This is a genomic window from Bifidobacterium choerinum (genome assembly GCF_000741135.1).
GTDB lineage: Bacteria > Actinomycetota > Actinomycetes > Actinomycetales > Bifidobacteriaceae > Bifidobacterium > Bifidobacterium choerinum.
The window spans coordinates 67571-76274 of record NZ_JGYU01000011.1; the positions used below are offsets into that span (position 1 = coordinate 67571).

General features: G+C 65.1%; 8 protein-coding genes. 2 read left to right on the forward strand and 6 right to left on the reverse strand.

Going from position 1 to position 8704, the window contains the following annotated elements; translation table 11 throughout:
* Nucleotides 1-10: 10 nt before the first annotated feature.
* Genes rplB through rpsJ form a run of 5 tightly spaced genes read right to left on the reverse strand, consistent with a single transcriptional unit; the run spans nucleotide 11 to nucleotide 2818 of the window.
* Nucleotides 11-841 (reverse strand): 50S ribosomal protein L2, encoded by an 831-nt coding sequence (gene rplB / locus BCHO_RS07650; protein ID WP_024540970.1) that lies wholly within the window; start codon nucleotides 839-841, stop codon nucleotides 11-13.
* Nucleotides 842-877: 36 nt separating this feature from the next.
* Nucleotides 878-1174: a 50S ribosomal protein L23 gene (gene rplW, locus BCHO_RS07655; RefSeq protein WP_024540971.1), complete on the reverse strand. Its 297-nt coding sequence runs from the start codon at nucleotides 1172-1174 to the stop codon at nucleotides 878-880.
* Between the two features lie 5 nt (nucleotides 1175-1179).
* Nucleotides 1180-1839 (reverse strand): 50S ribosomal protein L4, encoded by a 660-nt coding sequence (gene rplD, locus BCHO_RS07660; RefSeq protein ID WP_024540972.1) that lies wholly within the window; start codon nucleotides 1837-1839, stop codon nucleotides 1180-1182.
* Nucleotides 1840-1845: 6 nt separating this feature from the next.
* A complete protein-coding gene (gene rplC, locus BCHO_RS07665) occupies nucleotides 1846-2493 on the reverse strand; it encodes a 50S ribosomal protein L3 (protein WP_024540973.1) in 648 nt (215 codons plus the stop codon).
* A gap of 16 nt (nucleotides 2494-2509) precedes the next feature.
* Nucleotides 2510-2818 carry a 30S ribosomal protein S10 gene (rpsJ, locus tag BCHO_RS07670; RefSeq protein WP_004268570.1) on the reverse strand — a complete coding sequence of 103 codons (309 nt, stop codon included), beginning with the start codon at nucleotides 2816-2818 and terminating at the stop codon, nucleotides 2510-2512.
* Nucleotides 2819-3144: 326 nt separating this feature from the next.
* Between rpsJ and BCHO_RS07675 the strand changes: the two genes are divergently transcribed.
* Complete coding sequence (locus BCHO_RS07675) at nucleotides 3145-3999, forward strand: YwiC-like family protein (RefSeq protein WP_081707957.1); 855 nt, start codon at nucleotides 3145-3147, stop codon at nucleotides 3997-3999.
* A 193-nt stretch (nucleotides 4000-4192) separates the two neighbouring features.
* Here the strand turns inward: BCHO_RS07675 and adhE are convergent, their stop codons facing one another.
* Nucleotides 4193-6922: a bifunctional acetaldehyde-CoA/alcohol dehydrogenase gene (gene adhE, locus BCHO_RS07680; protein ID WP_029675471.1), complete on the reverse strand. Its 2730-nt coding sequence runs from the start codon at nucleotides 6920-6922 to the stop codon at nucleotides 4193-4195.
* 490 nt (nucleotides 6923-7412) lie between these two features.
* Here adhE and BCHO_RS07685 point away from each other — a divergent pair.
* A partial coding sequence (locus BCHO_RS07685; protein WP_051911631.1) for an ROK family transcriptional regulator occupies nucleotides 7413-8704 on the forward strand: 1292 nt, incomplete at its 3' end.

Genomic DNA, 8704 nt, shown 5'->3' on the forward strand with positions numbered 1-8704 from the left:
CGACACTCCCTTACTTACGGTTCTTGCCATTAGGACGACGACGAACGATCATCTTGTTCGAAGCCTTCTTAGGACGGCGAGTACGAACCTCACCCTTGCCCCACGGGGAGACCGGCGGCTTGCCGCCACGGGTACGACCACCATGCGGGTGATCGACAGGGTTCATGGATTCACCACGGGTGATCGGGCGCTTGCCCATCCAACGTGCACGACCTGCCTTGCCGAGCTGGATGTTGGCGTGGTCGGAGTTGCCGACCTCGCCGACCGTCGCGCGGCAGCGGGCGTCCACGTTGCGGATCTCGCCGGACGGCATACGCAGCTGGGCGTAGGCGCCGTCCTTCGCGACGAGCTGCACGGCGGCACCGGCGGAGCGGGCGATCTTCGCGCCGCCGAGCGGGCGGAGCTCGATCGCGTGGACCACGGTACCGGTCGGGATGTTGCGCAGCGGGAGGTTGTTGCCCGGCTTGATGTCGGCCTTGGCGCCGGTCTCGATGCGGTCGCCCTGCTTGACGCCTTCCGGAGCGATGATGTAGCGCTTCTCGCCGTCGGCGTAGTGCAGCAGCGCGATGCGGGCGGAACGGTTCGGATCGTACTCGATCTCGGCAACCGTCGCCGGCACGCCGTCCTTGTCCCAACGCTTGAAGTCGATGAGACGGTACTGGCGCTTGTGGCCGCCGCCGCGATGGCGGGAGGTCATGCGGCCGTACGAGTTGCGGCCGCCAGTCTTGCTGTTCTTGCGTACGAGCGACTTCTCAGGCGTGCGGCGCGTGAGGTCGGAGAAGTCCGACACGGACGCGTTGCGACGGCCAGGAGTGGTCGGCTTATAAACGCGGATAGCCATAATCTAGTTCTTCCTTTAACTTTTGTCGGCTAACCTTCAGTTACCGAAGATGTCGATCGACTGGCCCTCGGCGACGGTCACGATCGCGCGCTTCTCATTGACGCGGCGGCCGTAGCCGGTGCGGGTGCGCGTGCGCTTGCCTGCACGGTTGAGGGTGTTGACGTTCGTCACCTTGACCTTGAAGATCTCCTCGATGGCCTGCTTGATCTGCACCTTGTTCGAGTCCGGGGCAACCACGAAGGTGTACTGACCCATATCGGACAGGGCGTAGCTCTTTTCGGAGACGACAGGCTTGAGGATGATATCGTGAGCTGGCTTGTGAACTGCGACCATGAAAATCAGGCCTCCTTTTCTGCCGGCTTCTTCGCCTCGAGGAACGCTTCGTAGCCTTCCTTCGAGAACACCACGTACTGGGCGGTCACCACGTCGTAGGTGTTGAGCTGATCGGCGAAGATCGGATGAACGGTCGGGATGTTGCGCACGGAGAGCCACTCGTTGATGTTGTCGCGGGACAGCACGATGGTCGTGAAACCGTCGCCGACGATCGGCGTGAGCGCGGAGATCGCGGTCTTGGTCGACGGCTCGGTGATGCCGAAGTCGATGACGGCGACGCGGCCGTTGTTCGCGCGGTCGGACAGCACGTACTTGAGCGCTGCGGCCTTCATCTTCTTCGGGGTGCGCTGGCTGTAGTCACGCGGAACCGGTCCGTGGACGACGCCGCCGTGGTACCACTGCGGAGCGCGGATCGAGCCCTGACGAGCGCGGCCGGTGCCCTTCTGCTTCCACGGCTTGCGGCCGCCGCCGGAGACCTTGGCGCGGTTCTTGACCGCGTGGGTGCCCTGACGCGCGGCGGCGAGCTGCGCGACGACGACCTGGTGGATCAGCGGGACGTGCTGCTCGACCTCTTCGGCGGTGAAGCCGAAGAAATCAGCGGGCGCCTCGATCGAGCCAGCGGCCTGGCCTTTGTTGTCGGTGACGTTCAGAGTAACGTTTGCCATGATCTATCAGGCTCCCTTCACTGCAGAACGGACGAGCACGATGCCACCCTTCGGGCCCGGGATGGCGCCCTTGATGGCGATGACGCCGTTCTCAACGTCCGAGGAGACCACGGTGAGGTTGAGGACGGTGTTCGTGGCGTGGCCCATGCGGCCAGCCATGCGCTTGCCCTTGAGGATACGGCTCGGAGTCGCGCATGCGCCGACCGAACCCGGACGGCGTTCGTTCTTGTGGGAACCGTGCGTGCGGCGATAGGACTTGAAGCCCCAGCGCTTGATGGTGCCGGCGAAGCCCTTGCCCTTGGTCGTGCCGGTCACGTCGACCTGCGCGCCCTCCGGGAAGAGTTCGGCGGTGAGTTCCTGACCCGGCTGGAAATCCTCGACGTTGTCGGTGCGGATCTCAGCGAGGTGACGGCGCGGCGTGACGCCGGCCTTCGCGAAATGTCCGGCGAGCGGCTTGGTGACCTTGCGCGGGTCGACCTGGCCGTAGCCGAGCTGGACGGCCTTGTAGCCGTCGGTCTCGTCGTTCTTGACTGCGGTCACGACGTTCGTGGAGACGTCCACGAGGGTGACGGGGACGAAGAATCCGTTCTCGTCCCAAACCTGCGACATACCGAGCTTCTTGCCCAGCAGTGCGGTGCGCTTGGCGTTCGACATAGCGATTCCTCCTCCCTTACAGCTTGATCTCGATGTTGACGTCCGCAGGCAGATCAATATGCATGAGGGAGTCCACAGCCTTGGGGGTGGGATCCACAATATCGATGAGACGCTTGTGAGTGCGCATCTCGAAATGCTCGCGGGAATCCTTGTACTTATGCGGAGAACGGATAACGCAGTATACGTTCTTCTCCGTCGGGAGCGGAACCGGGCCAACCACAGTTGCACCCGCGTTCGTCACCGTTTCGACGATCTTCTTCGCCGATTGGTCGATGACCTCATGGTCATAGGACTTAAGCCTGATGCGGATTTTCTGTCCCGCCATTGCCTTCCGCCCTTTCCTAGCGATTCGTTGACTATTTACCACTAACCTGCTCAGGGCACCGGCGAAGAACACCCAAGAGGCATACGCCTCCCGGCTGATCCACATCAGTGCATGGCCACGATGTCCGTCCCTTGCGGAATGACCCGCGCCACACTCGCTTTTTTGAATTCCAATTATGCGAGCCCTTTTCAGGCAACTGTTATATTCAAGCACCAGCCCCCTACATGACGCAGCCCGGGCGTGTCGCACATGTTCCGCGCATATCCCGAAGCGAAATCCGCCGCCGCCTCTGGCGTGCCGGTGCCCGCCAATCTAGGCTTGGGGCCATGCCCAAGACTTCCCACTCCCCCGCATCCGTGCCCGGGCCCCCGACCGGCGCGAGTCCACGACGCGGCAGGCGCCGTTCGCTTCGCGACTGGACCTCGACCGAACCCGGCGCATGGTCGATCGTCCTGTTCCCGTCGCTCGCCGCATGGGCCGCGACCGGCCCGACCTGGACCTCGACGTGGCTCGTCGCGCTGTGGGCGGTTTGCTACTGCGTGCAGTTCACGGCCTCCCGCTGGTGCAAGTCGCGCTTCCGCCGCCGCTATCTGACGCCGATGCTGACCTACGCGCTCATATTGGCGGCCGCCGGCGTCCCGTTCCTCGTGCTGCATCCGGCGATCCTGTGGTGGGCGCCGATCTACGCCGTGCTGTGCGGCGTCTCGCTGCTCGCCTCGTGGATGCGACGCGAGCGGAGCCTGTGGTCGAATCTGGCCGCCGTGCTCGCCTCGTCGGCGATGGCGGTCGTCGTCGCGCCCTTCGGCTCGCGATGCCCCGCGCCGTCGGCGACCGATCGGCTGACGTGGCCGGTCGCCCCGGCGCTGTTCCCGGGCGTCGGCGTCGAAATCGCCGTCAGTTTCGCCCTCGCATTGTTCGGTTCGGTGCTGTTCGTCAAGACGATGATCCGGGAACGCGGCCGCCGTGGCTATCTGCATGCGAGCTGGACCTACCATGCGGTCCTCGTCGCAGTCGGTTTCCTGTGCGACGTGCTCTATGGCGTGCTCGCGCTCGCGCTGTTTGCGCGCGCCGTCGCGCTGCCGCTCGTCGCGCGCCGCCGTCCGGTGCCGGTCAAGGCCGTCGGCATCACCGAATCGGTCATGAGCCTGCTGATGCTCGTCCTGATTCCGCTGGGCGCCTAAGGCCTGGGAGGCGCCGCGCGACCGCGGAGACTCCCGGCGGCATGGCGATGCGCATATACCGCATATGGATCGCAATGGATATGGAGCGGCTCCCGTCCAATCGCTTGGACGGGAGCCGCTCCATATCCATATGCTCACCCGCGGTTCATCCGGCCGCCGCCCCCCAGTGGATCACGGCCGCCGGATCCGCCGGTCAGATGCGCTGCGAGGCCTCCTCGGTCGCGTTGACGCCTTCGCGCTCGACGCGGATCTTGTGGCCCTCCTGCTGCGAGACGCCGTAGTAGGCGGCGATCGCGATGTCCATCATGTCCTGGATCTGCGGGATGCGCGGGTTCGCCGGCGAGCACTGGTCCTCGTAGGCGCGCATGCCGATCTGCTCGAGGATGCTCCAGAAGTAGTCTTCGTCGACGCCGCAGTCCTGGAAGGACTTGTTCATGCCGAGCTTGTTGTCGCGGTAGTCCTCGACGGCCTTCGCGAGGTTCTCGACGCCTTCGGCCGGGGTCTTGCCCGGGTCGATGCCGAGGTTCTTCGCGATCTCCTGATAGCGTTCCGGCGCGATGTACTTGTTGTACTTCGGCCACGACGTCGGCTCCTGCGGGATCTGGCCGTTGTAGCGGATGACGTACGGCAGCAGGATCGAGTTGGTGCGGCCGTGCGCGATGTGGCACAGCGCGCCGATCGTGTGCGCCATCGAGTGGCACATGCCGAGGAACGCGGAGCCGAAGGCCATGCCGGCCATCGTCGCGGCGTTGTGCATCTTTTCCTGCGCCTTCGTCTTCGCGACGCCCGGCTCGCTGTTGACGGACTCGGCGAGGTTGTCCCAGATCAGCTTGGCCGCATGCAGCGCCATGCCGTCGGTGAAGTCGTTCGCGTAGACGGAGACATAGGCCTCCATCGAGTGCGTCAGCGCGTCGAAACCCGCGTCGGAGGCGAGGCGGCGCGGCTGCGTGCGCGCCAGCACCGGGTCGACGATCGCGACGGACGGTGTGAGCGCGTAGTCGGTGATCGGGTACTTGTAGCCGGTCTTGTGGTCGGTGATGACGGCGAACGGCGTGACCTCGGAGCCGGTGCCCGACGATGTCGGAATGCACACGAGCTTCGCCTTCTTGCCCAGCGGCGGGATCTTGAACGCGCGCTTGCGGATGTCGAAGAACTTCTCGCGCACGTCGGAGAACGCGATCTCCGGGTGCTCGTAGAGCAGCCACATGATCTTCGCGGCGTCCATCGGCGAGCCGCCGCCGACGGCGATGATCGTGTCCGGCTCGAACTCGTCGCGCATCATCGCGGCGCCGCGCTCGACGGTCTCGACGCTCGGCTCCGGCTCGACGTAGTCGACGATGCGGAAGGTGACGCGGTTGGAACGCGCGCGCAGCTGGTCGATGACCTTGTCGACGACGCCGAGCTGCTCCATGACCTTGTCGCAGACGATGACGGCGCGTTCGATGCCGTACATGTCACGCAGATACTTGATCGCGTTCGGCTCGAAGTAGGTCTTCGACGGGATCTTGAACCACTGCATGTTGTTGTTCCTTCGGGCGATGCGCTTGATGTTGAGCAGATTGATGGCCTGGACGTTGCCCGAGACCGAGTTGCCGCCGTAGGAGCCGCATCCGAGCGTCAGCGACGGCGCGATCGCGTTGTAGATGTCGCCGATGCCGCCGAGCGAGCTCGGCTGGTTCCAGATGATGCGGCACGCGTGCATGCGCAGGCCGTACTCGCGCACGAGGTCGTCGTTGTTCGTGTGGATCGCCGCGGTGTGTCCGGCGCCGTGCTTGAGCATCTCCTCGCACATCTCGAAGCCCTGCTCCTGGTCGTCGAACCTGAGCACGGCGTGCACCGGGGCGAGCTTCTCCATCGTCAGCGGCTCCATCTCACCGACCTCGGCGCATTCGGCCGCGAGGATCGTCGCGTCCTCGGGGATCTCGAATCCGGCCTCGTGCGCGATGAACTGCGGCGACTTGCCCGGGACGACCGAGTTGAGCTTCGGCGTCTTGCCGGAGTAGGCGGTGCAGCCGAACATGTACTGCTCGAGCTTCGCCTTCTCCTCGTCGTTGACGAAGTAGGCCTTGCGGCGCTTGAGTTCCTTGACGAGCGGATCGTAGATGTCCTTGTGCGCGATGATTGCCTGCTCGGTCGCGCAGATCATGCCGTAGTCGAAATGCTTCGACAGAATCAGGTCGTTCGCGACGCGCTGGACGTCGACGTTGGCGTCGATGTAGGCCGGGGCATTGCCCGCGCCGACGCCGAGCGCCGGCTTGCCGGAGGAGTATGCGGCCTTGACCATGCCCGGACCGCCGGTCGCGAGGATCGTCGCGATGCCGGGGTGCCTCATCAGCGCGCCGGTCGCCTCGATCGACGGATGCTCGATCCACTGGATGCAGTTCTCCGGGGCGCCGGCCTCGATCGCCGCGTCGCGCACGATGCGCGCCGCCGCGACGGAGCTCTGCTGCGCGCCCGGGTGGAAGCCGAAGACGATTGGGCAGCGGGTCTTGAGCGCGATGAGCGACTTGAAGATCGCCGTGGAGGTCGGGTTCGTGACCGGGGTGACGCCGGCGACGACGCCGACCGGCTCGGCCACTTCGTCGATGCCGAGCACGTCGTCCTCGCGGATGACACCGACGGTCTTCTGTCCGGCCATGTAGTTCGTGACATGCTCGCAGGCGAAGATGTTCTTCGTGGCCTTGTCCTCGACGAGACCACGGCCGGTCTCGTCGACGGCCATCTTGGCGAGCACGAGGTGCTTGTTGAGCGCGGCGACGGACGCCTTCGCGACGATGCGGTCCACCGTCTCCTGATCGAGCTTCTCGAATTCGTCGAGCGCCTGCTTCGCCTTGGCGACGAGCGCGTCGACCTCGGCCTGGGCGGCCGCCTCCTTGTCCACAACAGGCGTCGCGGCCGGTGCGTGCTTCGCGGCTTCCTTCACATCCTGTGCAGGGGCCTTCTGCGCATCGTCCTTGCGTGCTTCTGCCATGCGATCCTCCTATAGAATCTGCTTGTCGTGCGTTGGTCCCAACGCATTGCCGTCCGCATCACGGGGGCGTGACCGCCACCGCGACGTGGTGATGTACCCAATCTATCGAACATCCGTCAACTTGTCAGCATGTACCGTGTCGATGCAAACATGTTCGATTCCGTTTGTTTTTTGTGCGTTGTTCTTTCGATATTGACAGTTTTCGCACGGATTTTCCATCAAATGGAACATTTTGTGCGTTTTTCCACCCATCTGAACAACGTCGTCGTCACCATGCGCCGCCAACTTTTACAAAATCTCTTTACAAATGTCTCGACAAATCAAAAACTTCTGTAAAATCGATTTATCAAACTGGACATGCGGCCGCGCCGCCAAACGGTCACAGCGGCCGGCGACGCGCCACCGAACGCGCGGCACAACACACAGCGAGCAAAGGACACCGATGCCCCACGACGACCACATCCCTGCGCTGCCCGACGGCGCCGACGAGATCCTCGCGCTGCTCTACCACGGCGAGCCGATCGCCAAACGCGGCATCGCCGACGCGCTGCACATCAGCGCGCCGACGCTCAACGCGCGCCTGAGCACGCTCGAAGACGCCGGACTGATCGTCGCCGCCGGGCACCGCCAATCGACGGGCGGCCGCCGCGCGCTCACCTACGCCTTCAACTACCGCAGACACTGCGCGATCGGCGTCACGATCCGCTCGACCGAGATCGTCTGCATCGCCGTCGACCTCGACGGCGTGACAATCGACGAACGGCGCACGACAATCGCCGCGCACGCCGACGTCACGTTCTACGGCAGGGCGGCGCGCATCATCGATGACTTCGCCGAGCAGGTCGCAGCCGCCGGCACGCCGCCGCTCGGCGTCGGCCTCGCCGTCCCGACGCACATCAACACGGCGAATAGCCTCGACTACGCGGCGATCGCCGAGCGCATCACGCTGCCGGTGACGGCGACCGAACGCTACTGCGCGTACGCGCTCGCCGAGCTGCGTGCGCGCCCCGCGCTGCGCGACGCCGTGTGCCTGTTCCTCGGCAACCACATCGGCAGCGCCGTGCTGCAGGACGGCCGCCCCCACACCGGCGCCGTCGAGCACATGCCGCTCGACCCGGACGGTCCGCGCTGCGAATGCGGCAATGCCGGCTGCCTCAACGTCTACTGCTCGTCGGCGAACCTCACCGAGGAAGGCGAAAGCCTGCCCGGATTCTTCGGCGTGCTCGAACAGGGCGAAATCCACCACCGTGACCGCATGCGCGACTGGCTGCATTCGCTCGCGCACGCAATCGTCGACATCCGCGCCGTCTTCGCCGCCGACGTGCTGCTGTGCGGACCGATCGCCGGATTCCTCGACGACGCCGAGATCGCACATCTCGACCGGCTCGTCGCCGGGCATCCCGCCGCCTCACGCACGGCCGCCGGCGACGACGGCGGCACCGCGGCGCCGCGCATCGCGCGCGGGCGTGTGCGACGTCTATCAGGACGCCGACGGCGCCGCCTACGCGATCGTGCGCGACCATCTGCGCGCGCTCGCGCTGCCGTGCTGAACACGGCCCGCACACGTCGGCGCGGACGATGTCCATATTCCCGGCATCGCACGGGACGCACGACCTTCGACTGTCTACAATGTTGCCATGCAACTGCCCGAACTTCATCGTTACGCGACGCGCCCAGGACTGTTCTTCACCGACGACGACGGCGCCGACGGCGCCTGGGACCCGCGCCACGGCC

Excerpts from the sequence above, each read along its gene's own strand:
- rpsJ (WP_004268570.1), bottom strand. The coding sequence starts at position 2,818 with ATGGCGGGACAGAAAATCCGCATCAGGCTTAAGTCCTATGACCATGAG.
- rplW (WP_024540971.1), bottom strand. The coding sequence starts at position 1,174 with ATGGTCGCAGTTCACAAGCCAGCTCACGATATCATCCTCAAGCCTGTC.
- rplC (WP_024540973.1), bottom strand. The coding sequence starts at position 2,493 with ATGTCGAACGCCAAGCGCACCGCACTGCTGGGCAAGAAGCTCGGTATG.
- BCHO_RS07675 (WP_081707957.1), top strand. The coding sequence starts at position 3,145 with ATGCCCAAGACTTCCCACTCCCCCGCATCCGTGCCCGGGCCCCCGACC.
- rplB (WP_024540970.1), bottom strand. The coding sequence starts at position 841 with ATGGCTATCCGCGTTTATAAGCCGACCACTCCTGGCCGTCGCAACGCG.
- rplD (WP_024540972.1), bottom strand. The coding sequence starts at position 1,839 with ATGGCAAACGTTACTCTGAACGTCACCGACAACAAAGGCCAGGCCGCT.